This window comes from Variovorax sp. P2_H12, assembly GCF_056403395.1.
The window spans coordinates 37,985-62,494 of record NZ_JBFUFO010000003.1 but is presented as its reverse complement, the minus strand read 5'-3'; the positions used below and the strand labels follow the sequence as shown (position 1 = coordinate 62,494).

The 24,510-nt window shown below is 68.5% G+C and carries 20 protein-coding genes and 1 tRNA gene; 8 read left to right on the top strand and 13 right to left on the bottom strand.

The annotated features are described in order from the left end of the window. Positions 1 to 2: 2 nt before the first annotated feature. The 5 genes from AC1DYK_RS03015 to AC1DYK_RS02995 form a co-directional block, all read right to left on the bottom strand. Positions 3 to 848 carry an IclR family transcriptional regulator gene (locus AC1DYK_RS03015; RefSeq protein ID WP_478091651.1) on the bottom strand — a complete coding sequence of 282 codons (846 nt, stop codon included), beginning with the start codon at positions 846 to 848 and terminating at the stop codon, positions 3 to 5. 30 nt (positions 849 to 878) lie between these two features. Beyond that, on the bottom strand, positions 879 to 1,751 hold the full coding sequence (locus AC1DYK_RS03010) for an alpha/beta fold hydrolase (RefSeq protein ID WP_478164907.1): 873 nt from the start codon (positions 1,749 to 1,751) through the stop codon (positions 879 to 881). Positions 1,752 to 1,857: 106 nt separating this feature from the next. Continuing rightward, positions 1,858 to 2,403, bottom strand: coding sequence for a cupin domain-containing protein (locus AC1DYK_RS03005; RefSeq protein WP_478164906.1), 546 nt, complete (start codon positions 2,401 to 2,403; stop codon positions 1,858 to 1,860). A gap of 25 nt (positions 2,404 to 2,428) precedes the next feature. Then, positions 2,429 to 3,244 carry an SDR family oxidoreductase gene (locus AC1DYK_RS03000; RefSeq protein ID WP_478164905.1) on the bottom strand — a complete coding sequence of 272 codons (816 nt, stop codon included), beginning with the start codon at positions 3,242 to 3,244 and terminating at the stop codon, positions 2,429 to 2,431. A 16-nt stretch (positions 3,245 to 3,260) separates the two neighbouring features. After that, complete coding sequence (locus AC1DYK_RS02995) at positions 3,261 to 4,244, bottom strand: Bug family tripartite tricarboxylate transporter substrate binding protein (RefSeq protein ID WP_478165004.1); 984 nt, start codon at positions 4,242 to 4,244, stop codon at positions 3,261 to 3,263. Positions 4,245 to 4,536: 292 nt separating this feature from the next. Here AC1DYK_RS02995 and tcuC point away from each other — a divergent pair, with 292 nt between their 5' ends. Together tcuC and AC1DYK_RS02985 are read left to right on the top strand one after the other, a co-directional pair. Then, complete coding sequence (gene tcuC, locus AC1DYK_RS02990; RefSeq protein ID WP_478164904.1) at positions 4,537 to 5,844, top strand: tricarballylate/proton symporter TcuC; 1,308 nt, start codon at positions 4,537 to 4,539, stop codon at positions 5,842 to 5,844. A 41-nt stretch (positions 5,845 to 5,885) separates the two neighbouring features. After that, positions 5,886 to 6,626, top strand: a complete 741-nt coding sequence (locus tag AC1DYK_RS02985; RefSeq protein ID WP_478164903.1) for a transporter substrate-binding domain-containing protein — start codon at positions 5,886 to 5,888, stop codon at positions 6,624 to 6,626. Between the two features lie 136 nt (positions 6,627 to 6,762). Here the strand turns inward: AC1DYK_RS02985 and AC1DYK_RS02980 are convergent, their stop codons facing one another. The 4 genes from AC1DYK_RS02980 to AC1DYK_RS02965 all read right to left on the bottom strand — a co-directional run bounded on the left by AC1DYK_RS02980 (position 6,763) and on the right by AC1DYK_RS02965 (position 15,618). Continuing rightward, positions 6,763 to 7,746: a 2-dehydropantoate 2-reductase gene (locus tag AC1DYK_RS02980; RefSeq protein WP_478165003.1), complete on the bottom strand. Its 984-nt coding sequence runs from the start codon at positions 7,744 to 7,746 to the stop codon at positions 6,763 to 6,765. Between the two features lie 35 nt (positions 7,747 to 7,781). Beyond that, the gene (gene alaS / locus AC1DYK_RS02975) at positions 7,782 to 10,406 is read right to left on the bottom strand and encodes an alanine--tRNA ligase (protein WP_478164902.1); all 2,625 of its coding nucleotides are present in this window, start codon (positions 10,404 to 10,406) and stop codon (positions 7,782 to 7,784) included. An 89-nt stretch (positions 10,407 to 10,495) separates the two neighbouring features. Then, a complete protein-coding gene (locus AC1DYK_RS02970) occupies positions 10,496 to 14,632 on the bottom strand; it encodes a CHASE domain-containing hybrid sensor histidine kinase/response regulator (protein WP_478164901.1) in 4,137 nt (1,378 codons plus the stop codon). Between the two features lie 2 nt (positions 14,633 to 14,634). Then, the gene (locus AC1DYK_RS02965; protein ID WP_478164900.1) at positions 14,635 to 15,618 is read right to left on the bottom strand and encodes a response regulator; all 984 of its coding nucleotides are present in this window, start codon (positions 15,616 to 15,618) and stop codon (positions 14,635 to 14,637) included. Positions 15,619 to 15,754: 136 nt separating this feature from the next. On the opposite strand from AC1DYK_RS02965, the gene AC1DYK_RS02960 reads away from it, so the two are divergent. Next, positions 15,755 to 17,986, top strand: coding sequence for an LTA synthase family protein (locus AC1DYK_RS02960; RefSeq protein WP_478164899.1), 2,232 nt, complete (start codon positions 15,755 to 15,757; stop codon positions 17,984 to 17,986). A 460-nt stretch (positions 17,987 to 18,446) separates the two neighbouring features. On the opposite strand, the gene AC1DYK_RS02955 is transcribed toward AC1DYK_RS02960, so the two are convergent. Continuing rightward, a complete protein-coding gene (locus AC1DYK_RS02955) occupies positions 18,447 to 18,944 on the bottom strand; it encodes a hypothetical protein (RefSeq protein WP_478164898.1) in 498 nt (165 codons plus the stop codon). A 150-nt stretch (positions 18,945 to 19,094) separates the two neighbouring features. Further along, a tRNA-Gly gene (locus AC1DYK_RS02950) sits at positions 19,095 to 19,168 on the bottom strand. A gap of 265 nt (positions 19,169 to 19,433) precedes the next feature. On the opposite strand from AC1DYK_RS02950, the gene AC1DYK_RS02945 reads away from it, so the two are divergent. The 3 genes from AC1DYK_RS02945 (at position 19,434) to AC1DYK_RS02935 (ending at position 21,842) form a co-directional block, all read left to right on the top strand. Beyond that, the gene (locus tag AC1DYK_RS02945) at positions 19,434 to 20,555 is read left to right on the top strand and encodes a glycosyltransferase (RefSeq protein WP_478164897.1); all 1,122 of its coding nucleotides are present in this window, start codon (positions 19,434 to 19,436) and stop codon (positions 20,553 to 20,555) included. Positions 20,556 to 20,884: 329 nt separating this feature from the next. Next, positions 20,885 to 21,286 (top strand): GreA/GreB family elongation factor, encoded by a 402-nt coding sequence (locus tag AC1DYK_RS02940; RefSeq protein WP_478089112.1) that lies wholly within the window; start codon positions 20,885 to 20,887, stop codon positions 21,284 to 21,286. Then, positions 21,267 to 21,842 carry a hypothetical protein gene (locus tag AC1DYK_RS02935; RefSeq protein ID WP_478164896.1) on the top strand — a complete coding sequence of 192 codons (576 nt, stop codon included), beginning with the start codon at positions 21,267 to 21,269 and terminating at the stop codon, positions 21,840 to 21,842. The genes AC1DYK_RS02940 and AC1DYK_RS02935 overlap by 20 nt, the downstream gene beginning before the upstream one ends. Positions 21,843 to 21,883: 41 nt before the next feature. Here the strand turns inward: AC1DYK_RS02935 and AC1DYK_RS02930 are convergent, their stop codons facing one another. Further along, entirely contained in the window at positions 21,884 to 22,798 is a 915-nt protein-coding gene (locus AC1DYK_RS02930; RefSeq protein ID WP_478089114.1) for a hypothetical protein, read from the bottom strand. A gap of 66 nt (positions 22,799 to 22,864) precedes the next feature. Further along, positions 22,865 to 23,059 carry a hypothetical protein gene (locus AC1DYK_RS02925; RefSeq protein WP_478164895.1) on the bottom strand — a complete coding sequence of 65 codons (195 nt, stop codon included), beginning with the start codon at positions 23,057 to 23,059 and terminating at the stop codon, positions 22,865 to 22,867. Between the two features lie 194 nt (positions 23,060 to 23,253). On the opposite strand from AC1DYK_RS02925, the gene AC1DYK_RS02920 reads away from it, so the two are divergent. Together AC1DYK_RS02920 and AC1DYK_RS02915 are read left to right on the top strand one after the other, a co-directional pair. Further along, a complete protein-coding gene (locus AC1DYK_RS02920) occupies positions 23,254 to 24,135 on the top strand; it encodes a S1C family serine protease (protein WP_478164894.1) in 882 nt (293 codons plus the stop codon). Next, positions 24,132 to 24,509, top strand: a complete 378-nt coding sequence (locus AC1DYK_RS02915; protein WP_478164893.1) for a response regulator transcription factor — start codon at positions 24,132 to 24,134, stop codon at positions 24,507 to 24,509. The genes AC1DYK_RS02920 and AC1DYK_RS02915 overlap by 4 nt, the downstream gene beginning before the upstream one ends. Position 24,510: the final 1 nt, after the last annotated feature.

Genomic DNA, 24,510 nt, shown 5'->3' with positions numbered 1-24,510 from the left:
GCTCAGGCGCGGTCGCTGCCGCGAAGCGGAATCACCCGGCCCGCGGGGGCCGGCGAGTAGTTCAGCAGGCCGGAGATCTCGTCGGCGCTCTGGCGCACGCGCTGCACCATCTCGTCCATCCGGCTTTCCTCGATGTGGCCCGAGGTAATGGTCGCGCCCAGCGCCGCCACGATGTGGCCGCTGTGGTCGCGCACCGGCGCGGCGATGGTGGAAATGTTGGATTCGAAGAAACCTTCGCCCAGCACGTAGCCGCGCTGGCGGTCGGCCTGGACCATGTCGAACAACTGGTCGACCGAGACCGGCGTGCTCGGCGAGAAGGACTCGAGCCGGCCTTCGGGATAGAGCGCGCGCAGTTGTACCAGCGTCAGGTCTTCGAGCAGGACGCGGCCGAGCACCGTGGCGTGCGCGGGCAGCCGCGTGCCGACGGTCACCGAGCTCGCGAACGGCGTGGGCGGAGCGACCTTCGCCACGTAGACGATCGATCGGCCGTCGCGCACCACCAGGTTGCACGGCGTGCGCAGGTCGTCGCACAGGCGCTGCAGCAGCGGCGTCCCGAGCTGCGTGAGCTCCAGCGAGGCCAGGTATTCGAAGCCCAGGCGCAGCACCGACAGCCCGAGGCGGTAGTCGCGCCCGCCTTCGGCGCGCTCGAGGAAGCCCATGTTCTCGAGCGTGGTCAGGAGCCGGAACACGGTCGAGCGCGGCAGGTCGAAGCGGCGCGCCAGTTCGGGCGCCGAGAGCGAGCGGTTCTCGCGGCTGAACTCGCACAGCAGGCGCAGCCCGCGCTCGAGCGCGGGAACGTTGTAGCGGTCCGCGCCTTCGTCGATCGGATCGATGTCGTTGGTAGCCATGGTGCCTCTGGGTTGTTGTCTGGATCGTCTTCAGGATGCCAGAACGTCGCGCAGCAGCGCCGCGACGGCTTCCGGCCGCTCGACGTAGCTCGCATGGCCCGCATCGGCGATCAGCTCGAGCGCCACGCCGCACTTCTCGGCCACTTCGGCGCAGCCGGCGGGCGGCGTGACGATGTCGAGCGCGCCGCAGGCCACGCGCACCGGCATCGCCGGCGGCAGGTCGGCCAGCAGCTCGCCGCCGCACAGCAGCTCGACCGCCTGGCGGTAGCCGCCCTCGTTCAGGCGCGCCATGTTCCAGCGCACCCACTGGCGCGCCTGTTCGCTCGCGTTGGCGGACAGCAGCCGGGCATCGGCTTGCGCGGCCATGCCTGCAACGCCGGCGCGCGCCAGGCTGTCGAGCCGCTGGGTGCGCACGCGCTGGCGGGTTTCGGCGCGCTCGGGGGCGCCGTAGCCACCCGCCGGACTGATCAGCACCAGCCGCTCGATGCGCGCCGCCAGCGCCGAACCGGGCCGGGCGGCCGCAGCGGCAGTCAACGCGCCGAGCGAATGACCGACCAGGGTGCAGCGGGCGACGCCGAGGGCATCGAGCATCGCGCCGAGCCGCTCGGCGTAGTCGGCGGCCTTCGGCGCCGAGGGTGCCAGCGGCGTCGATGCGCCGTAGCCGGGCGCGTCCCAGGCGATCACGCGCGCCTGCGGTGAGAGCAGCAGCGCGGTGTCGAGCCAGGAAGCGGCGCCCGAGCCGATGCCGTGCAGGCAGACCAGCACCGGCCCCGCGCCGCACTCGCGCACCGACATCACGCTGCCGTCACGCAGCGCCAAGGGGCGCGCCGGGAAGCGCGCCTCGAGGCGCGTCAGTTCGGACGGCGGCAGGATCTGTTGCTCGATGGAAAGGGCGTCGGTCATGGTGTCATTCCAGGAATACCGCGGAACCGGCTTTGCCGGGCCGCTGGTATTGCCCCCGGCGAGGGGGTGGGCGGTCACACGAAGTGGGCAAGCCTGGGGGTGTGCGTCACCTTTTGATCTTGGCCAGCGGATGGTCCGCGGGATAGGTCGGCGTCACCGGCTTCTTGGCGCCCAGCATCACGCACATCAGCGCGTCCTCGTCGCCGATGTTGATCTCCTCGCGGTAGACGCCGGGCGGCACCGAGATCAGGTCGCGGTCGGTCATGATGGTCTCGAAGCGCTCGCCGTCCTTCTCGATGATCACCTTGAGCTTGCCGCGGATCAGGAAGAACACTTCCTCCACGTCGGTGTGCAGGTGCGGCGGGCCTTCGTGGCCGGCCGGGATCACCATGGTCGAGAAGGTGAAGTTCTCGGCCGGCACGGTGTTCACGTCCTGGGCGACGCCGGTGCCCCCGGTGCCCACGTAGCGCATCTGGGCGCGGCGGAACTTGGGGTCGAAGTCGGCCTGGAACTTGAGCGCGTCCCAGTCGTACTTGCGGGTCGAATAGCGCGCGATGCGCGTTTCCATCCATTGCTGCAGGCTGCTGCCTTCAGGCTGCGCCAGGGTAGTGGCGGCGGCGTCGATCTTCTGTTGTTCGGACAAATCGCTCATCGGAAAACTCCTTGGTCGGAAAAAATCAATGCATCACGAAGCCGCCGTTGACGGCGAGCAGCTGGCCGGTCACGAAGCGCGACAGGCCCGAAAGGGAAAAGAGCATCGCGCCGCAGACGTCGGCCGCCTGCTGCTCGCGCGGGATCGCGCGGCCTTCGAGGTATTTCTGGTGGCGGGCCAGCGGCACGTATTCGGTCGCCTCGACCAGCGTGAGGCCGGGCGCCACGGCGTTGACCGTGATGCCCTCGCCGCCCCACTCGCGCGCCAGCGAGCGCGTCATCGAGATCACGGCGCCCTTGCTCGAGGCGTAGGCCAGCAGGTTCGGCGCGCCCCACAGCGCGGTGTCCGACGCCAGGTTGACGATCGCCCCGCGGCCGCCGGCGGCGAGCGCGCCGCGGCAGGCCCGGCTCATGAGCCAGGTGCCGCGCACGTTGACGTTCATCACGCGGTCCCAGGTGTCGATGTCGAGCGCCTCGGCATCGCGGCCGCCCGAATTGGTGATGGCGGCGTTGTTGACCAGGCCGTCGAGACCGCCGAGCGCCGCGGTCGCCGCGGCGGCGCAGGCGTCGATCGATGCCGGGTCCGACAAGTCGACCGCCAGCGCATGGGCCGTGAAGCCGGCCTCGCGCAGCGCTGCGGCTTCGGTCTGCGCCAGGTCCGAAAGAATGTCGGCCATCACCACGCCGGCGCCGGCGGCCGCGATGCACTTGGCAAACGCGAGCCCGAGGCCGCGCGCGGCCCCCGTCACCAGGACCTTGCGGCCGGCGAGCAGGTTGGCGGGCAGTTCCGCAAGCAGGGCTTGCAGGCTCTGGTGATCGGGGGTGACGCTGGGTTCGCTCATGAGGGTCTCTTCCGTATCAATCAGCCTGGATTCCGAGGTCTTTGATGACGCGGCCGAAGCGTTCGAAATCGGCGGCGTTGGTCTTGGCCAGCGTCTCGGGCGTGCCGCCCAGGGGCAGCGCGCCCAGCGTGGCCATCTTGGAGGCGACGTCAGGCATCTTGAGGATCTCGTTGAAGTGGGCGTTGAGCGTCTTCACGATCTCGGGCGGCAGGCCCTTGGGACCGAAGATCCCGTTCCAGGCGACCACCTCGACATCCTTGTAGCCCAGCTCCTGCAGCGTCGGCACGTTGGGCGCGAGCGACGAGCGGGCGCGATCGGCGACCGCCAGCGGCACCAGCTTGCCGCTCGACAGGTAGGGCGCGATCGGGCCGTACGTGACCACGGTCAGCGGCACGTGGCCGCCCAGCACATCGTTGATCGCCGGCGCCACGCCCTTGTACGGCACGTGCTTGATGTTCACGCCGGCCGTCTTGTTGAACATCTCGCCCAGGATGTGCATCGGCGAACCGCTGCCCGGGCTGGCATAGGACAGCGCCTGGCTGCTCTTCGCCGTGACCACCACGTCCTTCAGGCTCTTCGCCCCGCTGGCCGGCCCCGAGACCAGGAACAGCGGCATCAGCGCGGTCTGGATGATGGGCGTGAAGCCGTTCACCACGTCGTAGCCGGCGCCCGCGCCGGTCTTGAGCACGATCTGCGCGATCGAGAAGGTGCTCGGCGCCACCAGCAGCGTGTAGCCGTCGGCCGGCGCCTTGGCCACATAGCTGCTGCCGATCACGCCGCTGGCGCCGGGCCGGTTGTCGACCACCACCGGCTGGCCGAGTCGGGTCGAGAGCTTCTCCGCGAAGAGCCGGGCCAGGGCGTCGGTATCGCCGCCCGCAGGATAGGCGACCACGAGGGTGATCGGCTTGGTCGGCCAGGTCTGGGCCCAGGTCGGGCCGGCCAGGCAGGCGGCTGCGGTGCAGAGCGCGAAGGCCAGGGCGTGGCGGCGTGTCTTCTTCATCATGGGAGGCGCTTCCTTGAAGGGAGGGAGAACTCGCTTTGTTTCGCTAATAAAACACTGATTTATTAATGAAACGATGGAAGGAAGAATAGTAGGTGAAGCGCCTGCAAAACATAGGTGGTAACCCTTAGTTTTGCTGCGGAGCCGGCCGTCCATACACCTGCTGCGCTGAGCAAGACCTGACGTCCAGGGGCGGGACATACCCCGAGCGCGCCGACGGCGGATCGACAGCTTGCCTTCCTACGATGGACGGACCGTGCGGCCGCGGGCCGCACATTCGCAGGAGACACCCATGAGCACAGCCACCCTCGCCAGCGGCCACCCGGCGCCCTCGGCCAGCACTTCCAAGCTCGGCGCCGTGCTGCGCGTCACGAGCGGCAACTTTCTCGAGCAGTTCGACTTCTTCCTGTTCGGCTTCTACGCCACCGCCATCTCCAAGGTCTTTTTCCCGGCCAGCAGCGACTTCGCCTCGCTGATGCTGACCTTCGCGGTCTTCGGCGCCGGCTTCCTGATGCGGCCCCTGGGCGCCATCGTCCTGGGCGCCTATATCGACGAGGTGGGCCGGCGCAAGGGGCTGATCGTCACGCTGGCCATCATGGCCAGCGGTACGGTGCTGATCGCCTTCGTGCCCGGCTACGCCACGATCGGCGTCGTCGCGCCGGTGCTGGTCCTGCTGGGCCGGCTGCTGCAGGGCTTCTCGGCAGGCGCCGAGCTCGGCGGCGTCTCGGTCTATCTCTCGGAGATGGCGACGCCGGGCCACAAGGGCTTCTACACGGCGTGGCAATCGGCCAGCCAGCAGGTCGCGATCGTGCTGGCCGCCGCGCTGGGCTTCGCGCTCAACGAGCTGATGGCGCCGGCCGCGCTGTCCGACTGGGGCTGGCGGATTCCATTCTTCGTCGGCTGCATGATCATTCCGTGCATCTTCGTGCTGCGCCGCTCGCTGCAGGAGACCGAGGCCTTCCAGGCCCGCAAGCACCATCCGACGACGCGCGAGGTGTTCCGGTCGATGGCGCGCAACTGGCGCGTGGTGCTGTGCGGAATGCTGCTGGTCGCCATGACCACCACCACCTTCTACCTGATCACGGTCTACACGCCGACCTTCGGGCGCACCGTGCTGCACCTGAGCGCGCGCGACAGCCTGGTCGTGACCCTGCTGGTGGCGGTCACGAACTTCATCTGGCTGCCGATCGGCGGCGCGCTGTCGGACCGCATCGGCCGCAAGCCGCTGCTGCTGGCCGTCACGCTGCTGGCCATCTTCACGGCCTATCCCGCAATGCACTGGCTGGCGGCGGCGCCCAGCTTCGGCCGCATGCTCGACGTGCTGCTGTGGTTCTCGTTCCTGTTCGGCATGTACAACGGCGCCATGGTCGTGGCGCTGACCGAGGTGATGCCGGTGGAAGTCCGGGTGGTCGGCTTCTCGCTCGCCTACAGCCTGGCGACCGCGGTGTTCGGCGGCTTCACGCCGGCCATCTCGACCTGGCTGATCGAGGCGACCGGCGACAAGGCGGCGCCGGCCTTGTGGCTCAGCGTCGCCGCGGCCTGCGGGCTGGTGGCGACGCTGGTGCTCTACCGCAGGGGGCGCAAGGCTTCGGTCGCCTGAAGCATCGAAGCGCGGACCCCGCTGCGGCAGAATCCGGGGCCATGAGCACCCCCCTCCCCCCGGCCGTGGTTTCGGCCTTCACGCCCACCGGCGCGCTGCGCGCCTCCATCAATCTCGGCAACCCGATCCTCGCGAACAGGGACGCCGCCAGCGGCGAGCCGGTCGGCGTCTCGATCGATCTGGCGCGCGCCTTTGCCGATCGACTGGGCGTCGGCGTCGAGCTGGTCGTGTTCGAGAAGGCGGCCGCCTCCGTCGACGCGGTGCGAAACGACAAGGCCGACATCGGCTTCTTTGCCATCGACCCGGCACGCAGCGAAGGCCTGCGCTTCACCGCCCCCTACGTGCTGATCGAAGGCAGCTACCTGGTGCCGGCGGACTCGGCGATCCGGGGCAACGACGAGGTGGACCGGGAGGGGCAGCGCATCGCGGTCGGCAGCGGCAGCGCCTACGACCTCTTCCTCACACGCGAAATCAGGCAGGCGCAGATCGTGCGCGTGCAAGGAGCCCAGGGCGTGATGGAAAGCCTGCGCGCCGGCCAGGCCGAGGTGGCGGCGGGCATTCGCCAGGTGCTCGAAGCCGAGGCCGCCCGCGACGGCGGCCTGCGCCTGCTGCCGGGTCGCTTCATGGTGATCCAGCAGGCCATGGGCACACCCGTCTCGCGCGGTCCCGACGCCGCCGCCGCCCTGGCCGCTTTCGTCGAGGAGATGAAGGCCAGCGGCTTCGTGGCCGATGCACTGGCCCGGCACCGGATCCAGGGCGCGAGCGTGGCGCCGAAGGCTTGAGGCCGGCGCCGGCCCTTGGGGGCCGCGACCACGCGACGTGAGGGAGCGTGGGGCTCAGGCCGCCGCCGGGCCGCCCCAAGGCGGCCTGCGGCCCCCTCGGGGGGCAGCGACCACACGAAGTGAGGGAGCGTGGGGGTTACAACCCCAACTGGGTCAATAATTGCCGCGCCGGCCAGCGCTCGCGGCGTGCCGGCCAGGCCTGGACCAGTTCGACCATCCGCGCATTCAGCGGCGCCTGCATGCCATGGCTCTGTGCCAGCCGCACCACCTCGCCGCTGAGCACATCGATCTCGGTGCGCCGGCCCCGCGCCAGGTCGTCCGCCATGCTCGATCGCGCCTTGGCGTCGATGCGCAGCATGCGCGCCGCGACCAGCCGGAACAATGGCGTCGGCAGGCGCAGGATCGGCGGGATCCGCGCCGGTGGCACCGCGCCGAGCTGCGCCGGCGCGATGCCGGCCCGCTCGAGCACGGCCAGCGCCTCGTCGATCAGCGCCGCGAAGCAGCGCCGGTAGCCGCGCTGGAGCAATTCGTCGCGCAGCGGCAGCCCCGACAGCGCATTGACCGGATTGTTGAGATTGAACAGCAGCTTGCCCCACTGCACCGGCAGCAGATCGGCATGGAGATCGATCGGGATGCCGGCACGCTCGAACACCGCCACCCAGGGCCGCAGCGCCGGGTCGTCCTGCGCCGCCAGCCGGCCCTCCGTGCCCCGATGGAAGGCGCCCGGGCCGATCTCGGCCACGTTGTAGGGCACCATGGCCGGCAACACGTGCAGGCCCGGCCCGGCCTCGGCGGCGACCCGCGCATTGGAGATGCCGTTCTGCAGCGACAGCACGGTGGTGCCGGCCGGCAGGACGGCAGCGAGTTCGGCCGCGGCTTCGGCGGTCGCGCCGCTCTTGACGGTCAGCAGCACCAGTGCGGGCCGGATGCCCGCGGGCACGACGTCGGACAGATGCAGCTCGGCGGGTGGCACGCGGCCCTGAAGCCCGTCGAGATCGGTGAGCGTGAGGCCGCGCTGCGCCAGTTCGCCCAGCACGCGCGGCCGGCCCACGAAGGTCACGCGGACCTTCGCCGCCGCCAGCCGGCCGCCGATGAACGAGCCGATGGTGCCGGCGCCCATCACGAGGATGTCGACCGCCACGTCGTCCGCCACGGCTAGACGCGTTCCGCGACCCAGCCCTGCACCGACTTCAGCGCCGCCGGCACGCCGGCCGCATCGGTGCCGCCGGCCATGGCCATGTCGGCCTTGCCGCCGCCCTTGCCGCCGACCTGCTGGGCGACGAAGTTGACCAGTTCGCCGGCCTTCACGCGGCCCAGGGTGTCGGCCGTGACGCCGGCCGCGATCTGGACCTTGCCGCCCTCGACCGTCGCCAGCACGATGGCCGCGGTCTTGAGCTTGTCCTTGAGCTTGTCCATGGTGTCGCGCAGCGTCTTGGCGTCGGCGCCGTCGAGCCTGGCCGCCAGCACCTTGACACCCTTGACGTCGATCGCCTGCGCCAGCAGTTCGTCGCCTTTGGACGAGGCCAGCTTGCCCTTGAGCGAGCCGACTTCGCGCTCCAGCGCCCTCACCTGCTCCAGCACCTGCGTGAGCCGGCCCTGCAGCTCGGAGGCGGGCGTCTTGAGCGTCGCGGCCACCGTCTGGACCGTGGATTCGAGCTGCTGCAGATAGGCCAGCGCGTTGGCGCCGGTCACGGCCTCGATGCGGCGCACACCCGCGGCCACGCCGCCTTCGCTGGTGATCTTGAAGAGTCCGATGTCGCCGGTGCGCGAAACGTGCGTGCCGCCGCAGAGCTCGCGGCTGCTGCCGATGTCGAGCACGCGCACCGTGTCGCCGTATTTCTCGCCGAACAGCATCATCGCGCCGGTCTTCTGCGCCGACTCCATGTCCATCAGGCGCGCCTGGGTCGCCTGGTTGGCCAGGATCTCGGCGTTCACGCGGCGCTCGATCTCGAGGATCTGCCCGGGCGTGACGGCCGCGTTGTGCGCGAAGTCGAAGCGCGTCTTGTCGGCATCGACCAGCGAGCCCTTCTGCTGCACGTGCTCGCCCAGCACTTCGCGCAAGGCCTTGTGCATCAGGTGGGTGACGCTGTGGTTGCGCATGGTGGCGGCGCGGCGTTCGGTGTCGACGCGGGCGGCGACGCTGTCGCCGACCTTCAGCGTGCCCTGGGTCTGCGTGCCGTGGTGGCCGTAGACGTCGGCCTTGATCTTCTGCGTGTCCTCGACGCCGAACTGCACGCCTTCGGCGGCGAGCACGCCCTGGTCGCCGACCTGGCCGCCGCTCTCGGCATAGAACGGGGTGGTGTCGAGCACCACGATGCCGGGCTGGCCTTCGGCCAGCTGCTGCACCGGCGCGCCTTCGAAGTAGAGCGCGACCACCGTCGCCTTTTCCTCGAGATGCTCATAGCCGGTGAAGGCATTGCCCGCGCCCGTGTATTCGACGGCGCGCTCCATCTTGAACTTGCCCGCGGCGCGACCCGCGGCCTTCTGCTTCTCCATCGCGGCATGGAAGCCCGCCTCGTCGACCGCCACGCTGCGCTCGCGGCAGACGTCGGCCGACAGGTCGAGCGGGAAGCCGTAGGTGTCGTGCAGCTTGAAGGCGACCTCGCCCGACAGCACCTTGGCGTCGCCGGCCAGTGCGGCGTCGAGGATTTCCATGCCGTTGGCCAGGGTCTCGAAGAAGCGCTCTTCCTCGGCCTTCAGCGTGTCGGTGATGCGCTTCTCGTCGGCCCGCAGCTTGGGATAGGCGTCGCCCATCAGCGCCACCAGGTCGGGCACCAGCTTGTGGAAGAACGGCTTCTTCTGGCCCAGCTTGTAGCCGTGGCGGATCGCGCGGCGCACGATGCGGCGCTGCACGTAGCCGCGCCCTTCGTTCGACGGGATCACGCCGTCGGCCACCAGGAAGGCGGTGGCGCGGATGTGGTCGGCGATCACGCGCAGGCTCTTGTTGCCCAGATCCGGTTCGCCGGTCTCGCGCGATGCGGCCTTGACCAGGGCCGCGAACAGGTCGATCTCGTAATTGCTGTGCACGTGCTGCAGGATCGCGGCCAGCCGCTCCAGGCCCATGCCGGTGTCGACGCAGGGCGCGGGCAGCGGCTTCACGCTGCCGTCGGGCTGCATGTCAAACTGCATGAACACGTTGTTCCAGATCTCGATGTAGCGGTCGCCGTCCTCGTCCGGGCTGCCGGGCGGGCCGCCCGCGATGCCGGGGCCGTGGTCGTAGAAGATCTCGCTGCACGGGCCGCAGGGGCCGGTGTCGGCCATCATCCAGAAGTTGTCGGACATGTAGCGGCCGCCCTTGTTGTCGCCGATGCGCACCACGCGCTCGGGCGGCAGGCCGATGTCCTTGGTCCAGATGTCGTAGGCCTCGTCGTCCTCGATATAGACCGTGGCCCAGAGCTTCTCGGCCGGCAGCTTGTAGACCTCGGTCAGCAGCTCGAAGGCCCACTTGAGCGACTCGCGCTTGAAGTAGTCGCCGAAGCTCCAGTTGCCCAGCATCTCGAAGAAGGTGTGGTGGCGCGCCGTGTAGCCGACGTTCTCGAGGTCGTTGTGCTTGCCGCCGGCCCTGAGGCAGGCCTGCACCGAGGCCGCGCGCACGTAGGGGCGGCGGTCGGTGCCGAGGAACACGTCCTTGAACTGCACCATCCCGGAGTTGGTGAACATCAGGGTCGGATCGTTGGCCGGCACCAGCGAGCTGGAGGGCACGACGGTGTGGCCCTTGGTCGCAAAGAAATCGAGGAACGACTTGCGGATGTCGGCGACGCTGAAGGTGGGCTGGCTCATCTTGGGTTCTTGGCTTGTGCGAAGGCGGCCGGTTGGGGGCAGCCCCTGCATCGAACCCACCTGACTGCTTGATCTGCTGGAGCCTTCGATTATAGGTTTGGGGGCTGGCGGGCCGCTTCGGCACCCTCCAGCATCTCGACCGCGCGCTGGAATTGAAGCTGCTGCACCGCGCGTTCCAGCGCCGCGAAGCGCTCTGCCCCGAGGTGGGTTCGCAAGGACGGGGCGAGTTCGTCGAAGCGGGACATGGCACCCACGCTCTGCCGGCGCAGCTCGCCGATCCAGGCCGCGAGCGCTTCAGGGCCGGGCGGCGCGGTGCCATGGGCCTGCGTCCCACCGGCGGCGGTCTCGAGGAACGGCTGCACCGCAAGCTGCAGCCGGCGCAGCGCCCCGGCCAGCGCGCTCAATGCCACCCGCACTTGCTGCGCTTGCGGGTCGCCAGCCTGCAGCCCTGCTTCGGCCTCGGCCGCGTGGCGCCCCACCGCGTCGATGCCGATGGTGCGGGCGCTGCCTTGCAGCTTGTGCAGCCGCGCGGCCAGCGCCGCGGCCGGGTCCGCGCGGCCGGCGGCGCCCTCCTCCTGCGCCAGGTCGGCGAATTCGGCGAGCAGCCGGCGCAGCGCGCTGGCCAGCAGCCCGCGATCGCCCTGCAGCCGCCGGAACGAATCCACGGTGTCGATGCCTTCGATGACCGGCCAGTCCGCGGGCAGCCGCACATCGACTGCCGGCGACACTGGCCTTTCGAGCGTCCCGCCGCCGCGCGCCCGCTCCACCCAGCGCCGCACGGTGCGCACCAGCGCCTCGGCATCGAAGGGCTTGCTCACGAAGTCGTTCATGCCGGCCTCGAAGGCCCGCTCGCGCTCGGCCACCAGGGCACTCGCGGTCAACGCGATCACCGGCAAGGCCGCGAGGCCGAGCTCGCGGCGAATCAGCCGCGTCGCTTCATTGCCGTCGAGGACCGGCATGTGAACGTCCATCAGCACCAGGTCGAACGACCCGGGCCCTGCCCGCAGCATGTCCACTGCCTCGCGGCCGTCCTTCGCCAGGCCGACTTGCGCGCCCGCGCGCGCAAGAATGCTCTGGCAGACCAGCAGGTTGACCGGGCCGTCGTCCACCACCAGCACCCGGATCCGCGACAGGTCCTGATCGGAGGCGGCGCCTCCCTCCGGCGGCAGCATGTCGCCGGTGGGCGCCGCCACCGCGTCGGCGGCGATCTCCAGCGGCAGCACCACCCAGAATTCGCTGCCGCTGCCCGGCGTGCTGGCAACCCCGAGTTCACCGCCCATCAGCTCGGTGAGCTGCTTGACGATCGTGAGCCCCAGCCCGGTGCCGCCGAAGCGCCGCGTGGTCGACGAATCGGCCTGGATGAAGGGCGCAAAGACGCGGCCCAGCAACTCGGACTCGATGCCGATGCCGGTGTCGAGCACGGTGAAGCGCAGCTGCGCGTGCTGGCCTTGCCGCTTCTCGACCTTCACGCCGAGACAGACCGACCCCGCGGCCGTGAACTTGACCGCGTTGCTCATCAGGTTGACGAGGATCTGGCGCAGCCGCGCCTGGTCGCCGCGCAGCTGCCTCGGCAGCCCGTCCTCGGTTTCCAGTCGCAACGCGATGCCCTTGTCGCGGGCGTTCACGCAGGCCATGGCCATGACGCCCTCGAGCAACTCGCGCAAGTCGAACCCGGATTCGTCGAGCGCCATCTCGCCGGCTTCGATCTTCGAGATGTCGAGAATGTCGTTGATGACGCCCAGCAGCGCGTTGCTGGAGGCATCGATCTTTTGCAGGAAGTCTCGCTGCGTCTCGTCCAGCGAGGTCTGGCGCAACAGGTAGGCCAGGCCGATCACCGCATTCAGCGGCGAGCGGATCTCGTGGCTCATGTTGGCCAGGAACTCGCTCTTGGCCCGGCTCGCCGACTCCGCCTGCGCGCTGCGTTCCTTGAGCGCCAGATTCAGGGCCTCGAGCTGATCCTGCGCACGTCGCATGTCGGTCACGTCCACCGCCACCGAGATGTAGCCCTGCACGACGCCCTGCTCGTCGCGATCGGGAATGTAGTGCAGCCAGTAGTGCGCCGTCGATCCGTCGGCCAGCACGCGGGTGCGCATCACACGCTGGCCCTTGCCGGCGAGGGCCGCGCGGATGTAGGGCTCGTTGATGCGGAACTGCTCGGGGCCCAGCAGTTCCCGCTGCGTGGTGCCGATCATCTGTTCGGGCGCAAGCCCCCGCCAGCGCCGGTAGGCACTGTTGGCGAAGGTGCAGCGCATGTCGAGCGTCCAGTAGGCGACGATCCCCGGGATGTTGTCGGTGACGATGCGCATGAAGCGCTCGTTGCTGCGCAGCTTTTCTTCGGCCAGTTTGCGCTCCGACAGGTCGGAGCCGATCGCGATGAAGCCGATCACCGCGTTCGCGGCGTCGCGCAGCGGGCTCACGCTCAGGTGCACCGCGACGCGGCTGCCGTCCTTGCGCACGTAGGTCCACTCGCCGGGATGCCCGCGGGCAGCGTCCGGCGCGCGGGCGAAGACCTCGCCGACCTCGAGCGGGCGGCCCAGCTCGGCGCCGAGCGCCTCGGCGCGGGCATGGACTTCGGCCGCGTCGTGAAAACGGATCATCTTCGCCCGGTCCACGACCTCGGCCGCCGCGTAGCCCAGCAAGGCCTCGGCGGCGGGATTGAACAGCCTGACCACGCCGTCGACATCGGTCGCGATGATGGCGCTCGCCGCATGGGCCAGGATCGCCCGCTCGCGCGTCGACAGCGCCACCAGTTGCGCCGTGCGCTCGCTCACCTGCTGCTCGAGCGTGGCGTTGAGTTCGAGGATGTGCGCCTTGGTCGCCTTCTCGTGCGTGATGTCGCGCACGGTCTGCGCTACGCCCACCACCCGGCCGTCGGCCGACCGGATCGGGGCGGCCGCCACCGAAACTGCCACCGGCGAGCCGTCGCGGTGCCGCCGTAAGGTCTCGAAGGCGGCGACCGATCGGCCTTCGGCGACGTGCCGCAGCAGCGACTCTTCCTCGTCCCGGTACTCCGGCGGCATCAGCAGGGCCTGGGTGGGGTGCGCAAGCGCCTGGTCGGCGGAGTAGCCGAAGATCTTGCCCGCCGCGTCATTCCATTCGGTGATCTTGCCGTCCAGCCCGCAGCCGATGATGGCGTCGTTGGAACTGGCCACGATCGCGGCCAGCCGCGAGCGTTGCTCGCTCTCGCGCCGCTTGCGGCGCTGGGTCACCTGCTCGATGAAGGACAGCAGCGCCAAGAGCGTCGCCAGCGTCGCGCCGATCAGGAACACCGCCCAGGGACTGCGAAGGTTGAGCTGCTTCAGGAACAGCGGCTTGGCGACGATCTCCACCTGCCAGGTGCGCCCGTAGAGCGCCAGCGGCAGCACGTTCCGGAGCCCGCCGGCGCCGGCGGCCGGCACCTGCGGCGACACGAAGAAGCGATCGGGCCTGCCGTCGTCCCCCGCATCGGCCAGCGCCATGGCGAACTGGCCGTCCTGGAAGTCGAACCCCTTCAGCACCTCGTCGAGGACCAGCGGCGTGTAGATCCAGCCGATCGTCTCGGCGCGCGTCCCGCGCGTGGGCGCCGACCGGCGGTGGCGCTGCTTCAGCGCCGCGAGTTGCGATTCGACCTGGTAGACCGGCAGCAAAAGCAGCACGGACTTTGGCGCATCGCCGCGCCGCAGCAGCGTGATCGGCGCCGACATCACGATCTCGCCGGTCGTCATGGCGCGCTCGGCCGCGGCGCGCCGGCGCGGGTCGGAGGCCATGTCGAGTCCGATCGCGGGAATGCTGGAATCGGAGGGCTCGAAGTACTGGATGACGTAGCGCTCGCCGTCGTTGGGCCCGAGCTGGTGGACCCGGAAATCGGGCTTGCCGTCGAGCCGGGCGGCGGCGACGAATGCGGCCTCCTGGTCGACCGGGACGCGGCGAATGAAGCCGAAGCCGTTCGAGCCGGGGAACTCGCGTTCGATGTCCTGCGACGCGCTGTATTGCGCGAAGCGCAGCCGCGTGATGCCGGCATCCCCGCCGGCGGCGATCACCGCACCGCGCGCACCGCGCAATCCGGATTCGAACGCGTGCATGCGCGCGGCCACCTGATCGACGGCCCGCCGCGACAAGGCGTCGAAGCGCGTGCGTGCCAGCGACTCGTTGTAGCCGACTTGCAGGAATGCGGCGCCGGCGGCCGCGCCGAGGCCGAGGGCCAGCCACGCCAGCGAGCGCGCGGACGCCCGCAGCGACGTGGACATGCTCAATCGGCCTCGCCGACCGCGTCCGTCCCCGCCTGAGCAAACGCGGGGATCGCCAGGCCCGCCTGGGCCCGACCGGCCTGCACCGCCTGGGCCAGGCCCGCTTCGGCGGCACGTTCGAGCGCCGCGCGGCGGTCGTCCGCAGCCGGTGCGTCGGGCTCGCCAGGCACGGCGGCATCGAGGCAGGCGACGCCGGCGCTGCAGGTCACATGGCGCGAAACGGCCGAGCCCTGGTGAGCGATGTCCAGCGCCTCCACGGCCCGCAGCGCCCGATTGGCGACATGGAGCGCATCGTCGGCCGCCGTGTCCGCGAGGATCAGCGCGAAGCGGTCGCGCCCGAGGCGCGCCGCGAAATCGCCGGGCCGGCGGGTGCTGCGCCGCAGGGCATCGGCGACCGCGGCGAGACAGGCCTCCGCAGCCTTGCGGTCGTAGAGCGCTTCATAGGAGGCGAAGAAATCCAGCTCGAGCAGCACCAGCGCGATGGGCCCGGCGGCCTCGGCCGCGCGCAGGATCTCGCGCTGCAGTTGCTCCGCATGCGCGCTGTCGTTGCCGAGCCCGGTCGCCGCATCGATCCTGGAGAGCCGGCGCAGGTCGTCGGCCAGGCGCTTGAGCTTCAGCTGGGTGCCGACGCGCGCCAGCACCTGCGGCGCCTCGAAAGGCTTGCGGATGAAGTCGACCGCGCCCATCTCGAGCACCGCCACCTCGAGCGCGGACTCCTGGTGACTGCTCACGAAGATGACCGGCACATCGGCCAGCGCAACGTCGGCCTTGAGGGCCTCGCAAACCTGCAGGCCGCTCATGTCGCCCATCTGCGCATCGAGCAGGATCAGGTCGGGCATCGCCTCCTTGCAAAGCCGCAGCGCATCGACACCGCTGGTCGCGAACCGGACGGTCGGGTAGTTCGAAAGCATCCGGCTCAGCAGCTGGATGATGGTGGGGTCGTCGTCGACGAGAAGGAGGCTCCCCTCGACCGCTGGTTTCTTCATCGCGGCATTCTGCCGGAAGCCAAGCCGTCGCTGCGGAGGATGCGGCGAAGGTCGGGCTCGAAATCGTCGATTGACAGATAAGGCAAATTTATTACACGATCGTGACAATGTGCAATGAAGACAAAGACGAACGTTGATGGACGACGCATCTCGATCGCGCGCGCAAGCTGTCAGTCCTTGGCGCCTGGCATGGCTGATGGTGACACCGTTGGCCATCTTGCTGTGTCTGTCGAAGGCCGCGAAAGTCTTCCTCGCGTTTTCGTTTCTTGGGAGCGAGCTGGATCCCTCAAGTCCATGGACCGTGCTTCGGTGGTTATGGGGATTTACGTCCCTGCGCTTCGTCTTGGCCTTGCTGGCGGCGATCGCGGTGCAGCGATTGGTCTTCCCGTCCCGTCGTTTTCTGATCGTGCCGATGGCGGCGGCGTTCATGTTCGCGCTGGCACTGTCGAGCGTGCTTGCCAAAGGCTCCGAGAGCCTCGTTCAGACGGTGTCAAGGTGGACGACCACCGCGGTCGAACAAGGCTGGATGGTGATCGCCTGCATTTGGAACGATGCCATCCTCGTCGCAGCCATGGTGCTGGTGGTCGGCGCACTTCTGCAAGTCACGCCCGCGGGACTGCGAAGCTGGCTTGTTCGCATCATTCAAGCGATCGTTGTCTTGCTTTGCGTGCTGGTGGGCATCGACTATGTCTACCAGCTCGCCATGGGTCAGCCCACGAACTCGCGAGTCCTGGTGTTTGCCGCGACCAACATCAGGGACATGGTGCCGTTGGTCAATGCCGAAACCACGCCCTTCCGGGCCATCGTTGTCCTGACAGCCATTGTCCTGCCCACGGTCTGGGCCTGGCGTATGCGTCGCCTGCCTCCTCTGCGACAGGGGTGGCCTCCGGACGCCGCGCTCGGCATGGCAGGGATCGTTGCCGCGGCGGCCTTCGTCCCCACGCCGATCGTCGGCTTTCTGGAGGTGGAGCGCCATACAGAGGGGGTCGTTTCCGCACTCGTCAGGACCATGAAGCCGTCACCCGCGGACGAAATCCGCGCACGCGCTTACGAAGAGTACGGGCGGACGGGCCAGGCCCGGTGGAACAGTTCAAGCATGAAACTGACCCCGACGGGCTCCACTCACAAACGAAACATCGTCATTGTGATGATGGAGTCGGTGCGAGCCGTTTCGACGACGCTTCACTCACCCGAAATTGCGACCACGCCGTTCTTGAAACAGCTCGCTGAAAAGGGAGCGCAAGTCGAGGACATGAATGCGGTCATTCCGCGCACTGCCGCCGCCTGGGTGGCGGTGTTGACCGGCCAGTATCCCGTCACAAACGAAGGAACAGCGATATGGGCGGAGGAGCGGAAAAAAGCTGCGCCCGTATTGCGCGGCTTGCCCACGACGCTGCACGAACTTGGCTATGCAACGAGCTACTTTGCGACGACCGTCAGAGAAATATTCAATGACACCGAATTGCTCGAGGCGCTGGGTTTCGACTCGATCGTGACAGGCAAGGACCTCATGCAACCGGGCATGAAGAACGCAAACTACTTTGGATTGGCAGATGAAGTCATGGTGAGTCCCATCATGGAGTGGACGGCGGCGCAGAAGAAGGCAGGACGTCCGTTCATGACCACGATCATGACGAACGTCGGGCACCACGACTACACGACACCGGACTCATGGGAGAAGATCAAGTTTGAAGGCGTCAATGATCCGGTCCTCACCTCGTACTACAACTGTCTGCGCTATATCGACAGCGTGATGGAAAAGCTCATGCAAGGCTACGCAGAGCTTGGAGTCCTCGATGAAACAGTGTTCGTGTTTCTCGGCGACCATGGCCAGATCTTCGGGGAACACGGTCTGAAGCAGAGTTTCAATGCCATCTACGAACAGGGAGTCCGCGTGCCGGCCATTCTTTACGCGCCCGGCTTGATCGCGCCCAACGGCAGGATCGGCGGCAGCAGACAGCAGATCGATATCGTACCGACGCTCATCGAACTGCTTGGCTATCGCCTCGAGGACGTCAAACTGCCTGGCACGTCCTTGTTGTCGCCCGTGGACCCGAATCGCCGCCTCTATTTCAGCAGCAGTGTCGAATGGACCTTTCTGGGGGCACGTCAAGGCCGACGCAAATACATCTACAGCTTCGATCGCTATCCGATGGAAGTGTATGACCTCGAGACGGACCCCACTGAGGCACACGCACTCAAGGATGTCGATCCTCGCGAGTTGGCGGATATCCGAAAGGACATGCTCGAATGGAAGGTGAACGCCGAACTCGCCATGTATGGCGTGCCGGGCAACGCCCACTCGACGGATCCCCGCTCCATCGCAAGCACCCCGAACGGCCGAGTGACGGCAGCGCGAGGTGATTGATCGAATACAGACCCACTTCCGGCTCACGGGTCGACCGGCCAAGGGGGAGACGTCACTATCTGTGAAGCCGCGCACGCACACTGTCCACTTCGCGGTAAAAGCGCGGCAAGCGATAACGCCAGAGCCCGTGCGCCAGTTCGACAAGCATGTTCTGGTCCGTGATCAGTCCGGGCGACTCCGACATTTCTGCGAACTGCTTGTCGTGCGACACGAACGGTGCATCGATCATATGCCTGGCGAGCCCGCCGGATAGATAGGCAGACTCTGCAAACACGGCCGCCCCGTCAAGGCGCAGTTCCCGGAAGGCCTGCTCCGCAGTGGCGATGGATCGAAAAAAGTCCGACTTGCTTGCGTAGATAAAGGTTTGCCTAATACGCTCGCCACGACCAGGTGGTGTTCTGGACGATCAGATCAAAGGCTTCATCCTTGTGACGACGCATCCAGCGGCGTCCGTCGTCAATCACGATATTGACGCGCGAATCCGATAGCAAGCCTGCCACCTGCGGGTACTGTGCAATGACCTGGCGCCCGTCAGGCAAGTTGGAATCAGCAACAGCAGAAAATTCGCGATCACTATTTGCCATTGGGATGCATCGACAAAGGCATCACCCGTGGCACGTATGAGGGCTGGACTGAACATCCCAAAGGCACCGATGCCCAGTTCTGCCACCGCGAAGAAGCGCAACACCAGCGCGGGGCGATGATCGGCGAGGTTTCCGCCCACCAATGCGCCCAGCCCCAAGCCGAGCATGAACACCGAGACGATGATCGTGACGGAGTCGATGTCGACGCCAAAGGCCGAGAACAGCAGGCGTTGCCAGCAGACCTGGTAGACCAGGGCAGCCACGCCGGAGACGAAGAACAGAGGCGCCAGTCGCGTGGTAATCATGGCCGCATCGTCGGCGGCAACCGACCGTGCTGGCGCGCCCGACCCCTTCGCTCGCGCTTCAGAGATCATCGGGTTACCAATTCTTGTTACGGGCGGCGACCGGCCTGTGGTGTCCTGTGCAAAGGCATCACCTCGGCAACAAATCCAGCCGCAGTGTCGGACCCATAGCCCGTGACTGTGGAACTCATGGAGTTCAGCGGACTGGCATGGAAATCATGTTGGAGCGGGTGAAGGGAATCGAACCCTCGTATGAAGCTTGGGAAGCTGCCGTTCTGCCATTGAACTACACCCGCGGACCGCCCAGGATTCTAGCGCGGCTCCTGATGCCTTCCGGCGCGGATCGGCCGACACGGCAAGCGCCATGGCCGCGCCAGCCTCGTCGCGAAGCGGCCTGAACCCGCGAAAAGGGGCGTCGGCGATCAAAAGTTCACGGTATGCGAGAGGCCTTTATGTTTACTTTCTTCATCCACAAGATACAAAATGTAAGGACACCGAGCGCCCAACCGATGGCGCAAGGATCTTGCCCCTCGCGCAAGACTTCTCCTTCACAACATGGACATGGATTGGAAGCAGCGGATGGAAATTCTTGTCGTCGTCGGCACCCTGTCCGGCCGCGGTGGCATCGAAACCTGCGTGCGATCGCTGGCCGAGGAAGCCCAGGCCAACGGGGATCACGTCCGGGTGCTCGCGCTGTGCGCCAGCACGGTCGACGGTAGCTGGCACCGGGGCCTGGCCTACAGCGAAATCGAGAACGGCTCGACCTCACTCAAGCGGCAGATGGTCTGGGGCCTGCCCGCGGTGATCCGCGCATGCCGACAGCATCCGCCCGACGCGGTGGTGGTGATCTATGGCTCCACCATTGCGCTGGTCAGAGTGGCGCTCGCGCTGGCTCGCCTGAAGCGGCCCGTCATGGCCTGGCTGCATTTCTCGAACGTGCTCAAGCAGCAGACGCGCCTGTTTCGACATGCACACGGCCATATCTGCATCAGCCGCCCGATCGCGGAGGCGATCTCGGCGTTCGACGGCGTCCGGCCCGACAGCGTCCATCTGGTCAACAACGGCACCCGCATGGAATCGGTCGCAAGGATCGCGCGCTCGAAGCAAGGTCCGCTGCGGATCACCCACGTCGGCCGTCTCATGGTGGGCGAACAGAAGCGCACCGACGACCTGCTGCGCGCGCTCGCCGAGGTCCGGGGAGACTGGCGGCTGCAACTGGTCGGGGCCGGCTTCCACGACAGCGACGGCCCCCGGCTGAAAGCGCTCGCGGTCGAGCTGGGCATCGCCGAACGCATTGAATGGTCGGGCTGGCAACCGGATCCCTGGGCGGCGCTCGACGAGGCCGACCTCCTCGTCCTGTGCTCCGCCTTCGAAGGCTTTCCGATGGTGCTGATCGAGGCGATGGCGCGCGGCATCCCCTGCATCAGCAGCGACTGTTCGTCCGGCCCCTCGGACATCATCCGGACGGGACACAACGGCTGGCTCTACCCGGTGGGCGACAACGCCGCGCTGACCGCCCGCATCCAGGCCTTGGTCGACGACCGCTCGCTGCTGCCGCCCGCCGATGCCGTTCGCGCCTCGGTGCAGGCATTCAGCAACCCGAAGGTTTTTCAGCGGATCCGGAAGGCGATCGAAGACACGATCCAGCGCCAGCGCGGCGCCACGCTGAGTGCCGGTTCGTGAACGACTGCGCGCATCCACGCGACCACGGCTGCAAGTTCCCGCGCCCCAACCGCCCGTCGCCGCCTACAATCCGCCCCATGGTCTTCCCGGTCCCCCATCCCGCCGACTGCCGCGCCGCAGTGCCTTCCGCTTTTGCGGCAGGCCTTCGCGCGCCCGCATTCGGCAACGGGGCGACGCTGCTGGAACCGCGCGAGCCGGCCGCAGACTCCTCAGCCCGGCGATCCCCTCTTTCTCCCTTCTAGCGCAAACCATCGATCGCCGGGCCTCTGCCCCGCGCTGTCGCGACCGCCCCACTCATCGGGGCCGGTCGCATTCGACTGGAGTGCTTCATGCCTGCAAAAATTCACGGAGAGCGCATGCTCACCGAACTCGATCACGTTCGCCTGGCCAAACTGATCGACGGCAAGTCCCTTCCCGAACTCGAGGACCTGCTGGACGCGACCGATGTGGTGCGCTCGTGCGACGTCGCGCCAGACGTCATCACGATGTATTCGCAGTTCTCGATCGTCGACGCCCATTCGGGGCAGCGTCAGGAGCTGACGCTCTGCTATCCGCGCGACGCCGCACCCGCCGCCGGCTTCGTCTCGGTGCTGTCGCCGGTCGGCACCGGCCTGATCGGCCTGCGAGCCGGCGCCACCGCGAAATGGCAGATGCCCGGCGGTGACGAAGGCGGCGCCCGGGTGGCCGAGATCCTCTTCCAGCCAGAGGCTCATGGCGACTACACGACCTGACTGGGCGGATCCTCCGGCAGCGAGCGCGCCGCGCGCCCTCGATGAAGACGAACTGGCGCGCTATCCCCTGCGCCAGTCGCTGGCCGCGGCCCCCGAGACACTGGCGGCGCTGAGGCGAAGCGGCCTGCTCGAATGGCTCTCCAAGCCGGAGTGCTGCCTGCTGGTGGACGACGAGGACCGCATCACGATCTGCGCCGCGCACGAAGACGCGCTGGAACAGGCGGTGGCGTTCATCGTGCAGGCGCACGGCGCGTCGGTGAAGCTCGACGCGCCCCAGGTGTACGGCGTGCCCGACCGCCAAGGCGGCAGGCCACTGCAGCCCCTCATGTTCGTGCGCGCCCAGGTGCCGCGGGTGCAGGCGGTGCGCGCGCTGGAAGAACTGGTGCGCCGGCACGCGATCATCCTGGAAAACGACCTGCAAACCGACTGCGTGGTGCTGCGCGCGGAAGTGCGCCTGGCCGACTTGCTGGGCTACCCGGCGTTCCTGCGCGAACTCACGAGCGGCACCGCGGCGCTGTGGATCTGGCTGCTGCGCTACGCGCCCGAGCGCGCCTGAGCCCGGGCCGGCCGAGCGCGCGGCGCCGAGCGGACGGCGGCTCACTCATCGAAGCCGGTCAGCAGGTCCTGCAGGTCGTCGTCGAAGCCCGTCACGGGTTGTGCCTTGGCCAGCGCCATCCAGACCGGGAACGGCATCCGCGGCAGGGCACGGTGCACGGCCGAGCGCGCCACCACCAGCCGACCCTGCTGCGCGACCAGCACGCCGCACTCCGAGGGGATCTCGTCCGGCTCGCCGATCGGGCGTCCCTTGGCGTCGCAGCCCAGCACGTACCAGCACTCGCCGCCGAGGTCGAGATAGGCGGCCCGCTTGTCGGGCTTGCGCAGGTCGCTCAGCAGGTCGGCGCGGTTGACCTTGACCTCGTGCACGATCGGCTGCGCGTAGGCCTCGACGCTGGTGTTGCGAATCGAGAAGACATCGGGCCGGGCCACGCACCAGCGCGGCTTGTCGCCCTCGGCCGCGCCGGGCAGCCGGGCCCGCAGGCTCAGGCCGCGCCAGGCCAGGCGACCGGCGCGCGTCATCTCGCGCGCGACCTGTTCGACCAGCGCTTCGTGCCGCGACATCGCGGCCCGGTTGACGACCAGCGTGCGCGCGAGCTGCGCGATGCCCGCATCGGTCAGGCGCAGGGTCTCATGGCCCTGCGCCGAACGCACGCGCGCGAGCAGCCCCGCGGCCAGCAGGTCGACCTCGATGGCGTCGCCGCACGGCCAGCCCGCCGAGCGATGGATCTCCCGCAGCCGCCGCGCATGCAGCCGGCCGGGCGCCAAGGCGCCGGGCGGCGGGTCGGCGACCGGCGCCGGTGCGCCGGGTTCGACCCGCGGCGGATCCGTGGGCGGGGGGTCCACCGCGGGCGCCGGTGGTGGTGTCGGAGGTGGCGGTGTCGGCAGATCGGGCGCAGGCGGCGGCGGTCCGATGGGCGCGCCGGCACCGGCGCCCTGCAAGGCGAAGGAGGTCATCGCGCTAGGTTAGCGAAAAGCCGCCACAGGACGAAGCCCGCGCTGCGTCCAGGCGTTTTGTCTCCCCTAGAACAACCCCAGGCCGGCCGCCATCATCAGCGCGATACCGGCCGAGACGCTCGCCCAATGAGCGGCATTGGCGAACAGGTCCCAGCCGCAATACCTGTCCTCGGCGCCGCGCGCGAAGAACTCGGCGATCGGATCGACGCCCTCGCCCTCGCCGTCGCCTTCGAAGCTCGTACCTTGAAAGTCCGGGATCATGACTGCCACCTCGTGCATGGATGCTAGGCCGATGCCGCTCTTGCTTCGATGAAAACGAGGTGTTGCATTGATGCGGTGAAAACATCAATGGATGGAAGCGCCTCGAAACGCATCCGCGCGGGACAACCCTGCCCATCCGGGCAGTAGCGCCGGCCCTTGTGGCTTCCCACAATGAAGCCATCTAAGGAGTCCCCATGGCCGACACGATCTCTTCATCTCTCGAACACCTGTCCACGGCAATGGCCGAGGCGGTGGCCGCTGCATCCGCCAGCGTGGTCGCCGTGCACGCCGGGCGTTCGCGCTCGAGCGGGTTTGCCTGGCGCGACGGGCTGATCGCCACCTGCGAGGAGTCGCTTCCTGACGACGCCGACGTGATGGTGGTCCTGCCGGGCGGCGCCGGCGCGCGGGCCACGCTGGTCGGGCGGGATGCCGGCACCGACATCGCCCTGCTGCGCATCGACGGCACCGCGCCTGCGCCGATCGCCTTCGACGCGGCCCCGGTGCGCGCCGGGTCCATCGCGCTGGCGGTCGGATCCTTCGCCGGAACACCGGTCGCGGCGGCCGGGGTGGTCTCGCTGTCGGCCCCCGCGTGGCGCAGCCTGCGCGGCGGCGAGATCGACGCGCGGATCGAACTCGGGCTGACGATCCGGCGCATTGCCGAAGGCGGCCTGGCGCTCGATGCGCGGGGCCGGGCCATCGGCATGAGCGTCTTCGGTCCGCGGCGGCGCGTGCTCGTGATCCCGGGCGCGACGATCGATCGCGTGGCCGCGCAGCTGGCCGCCCACGGCCGGGTGCCGCGAGGCTACCTGGGCCTGGGCCTCCAGCAGGTGAAAGTCGAGCCCGACGGCATCGGCGCGATGGTCATGGGCCTCGACCGCGACGGACCGGCCGCGACGGCCGGACTGCGCCAGGGCGATGTGATCCTGGCCTGGGACGGCGAGCCGGTGCGCAGCGTGCAGATGCTGCTGCGCGCGCTGGGTCCGGCCAGCGTCGGTTCCGTCGTGACACTGTCGCTGAGGCGGGCCGGCGAACCGGTCGAGGCGCAGGTCACTGTCGGGGAAAGGCCCGCCGATTGAGCCGGACGAGCCTCACGGAGCCGATCGTGATCGCGGTCGATGTCGCCGACGCCGAGTTGTCGGAGCGGCTCGTCGCGTCACTGGCGGACATGCCCGGGCTGCGCGTGGCACGGCAAGGCGAGCCGGCCGACGTCGTCGTGGTGCCCGCGGAGCCGATGGCCGGCGCCGACGCCGACATGGCGCTGACACGGCGGGAACTCGAAGTCCTGGCCCTGATGGCCGAAGGCGCATCGAACAAGGTCATCGCGCGGCGCTTGGGAATTTCGGTCCACACCGCCAAGTTTCACGTCGGCTCGCTGCTCGACAAGCTGGATGCCACCGGCCGCACGGATGCGGTGGCGCAGGCGGTCCGGCAGGGTGTCATCCATCTTTGAG